The 1,155-nt window shown below is 76.5% G+C and carries 1 protein-coding gene; it reads left to right on the forward strand.

Annotation, left to right across the window (positions count from 1 at the left end):
• A partial coding sequence (locus AOJ26_RS41140; protein WP_053853415.1) for a sensor histidine kinase occupies window positions 1-1,155 on the forward strand: 1,155 nt, incomplete at both ends.

Consider the following 1,155-nt stretch of genomic DNA (forward strand, 5'->3'; position numbering starts at 1 on the left):
GCCGCCCGCGGGCGGCACGGGGGCCGCGGCGGGCACCGGCGGGACAGGCGACCGCGAGGACTCCGATGACTCCCGAGACCCAGAGGACTCCGACGACGACACGACGGGGGGCGACGCGGCCGGGGACGACACGGCGGGGGAGGACCGGTCCGCCCTGGAGCCCGGCGAGATCGCCGACGACGTCCGGCTCACGGCGGGCTCCGCCACGATCGACGGGAAGTCCGCCGACTACCGCTTCGCGGCCGTGGAGGTCGAGGTCCCCGACAAGGGCACCCTCACCGTGTACGCGGGCGCCTCCCTTGACCCCGAGCAGAGCGCGGTGGACACCGCCCAGACCGTCATGCTGGTCGGCTTCCCGCTGCTGCTAGGTGTCGTCGCCGCCGTGACCTGGCTGGTCACCCGGCGTGCGCTGCGCCCGGTCGAGGGCATCCGCGCCGAGATGGCCGCGATCACCGCGTCCGAGGACCTCGCCCGCCGCGTGCCGGTGCCGGACACCCACGACGAGGTGGCCCGCCTCGCCCGCACCACCAACGAGACGCTGGCCGCGCTGGAGACCTCCGTCGAGCGCCAGCGCAGGTTCGTCGCCGACGCCTCGCACGAGCTGCGCAGCCCGATCGCCTCCCTGCGGACCCAGCTCGAAGTGGCCGCCGCTCATCCGGAGCTGCTGGACCTGGACGGGGCGGTCGAGGACACCGTACGGCTCCAGCGCCTCGCCGCGGACCTGCTGCTGCTGGCCCGCCTGGACGCGGGGGAGCGGGTCACCGACGCGCGGATCGAGCTGGGGGCGCTGGTGCGGGAGCGGGCCGCCGGACGGGCCGGGGTGACGGTCCGGACGGACGCCGTGGAAGTGACGGGATCCCGGGGGCAGTTGGAGCGTGTGCTCGACAACCTGCTGGACAATGCGCGGCGGCACGCGCGGTCGCAGGTCGCGGTGACGGTACGGCGCGACGGTGACCGCCGGGCCGTGGTCGAGGTGGCCGACGACGGGGACGGGGTGCCGGCCGGGGACCGGGAGCGGATCTTCGAGAGGTTCGTGCGGCTGGACGAGGCGCGGGCGCGGGACGACGGCGGGGCCGGGCTGGGGCTCGCCATCGCCCGGGACGTCGCCGCCCGGCACGGCGGCACGCTCACGGTCCGGGACGCGCCGACAGGCGG

Source organism: Streptomyces sp. NRRL B-24085, from assembly GCF_001282115.1.
Classification (GTDB): Bacteria; Actinomycetota; Actinomycetes; order Streptomycetales; family Streptomycetaceae; genus Streptomyces.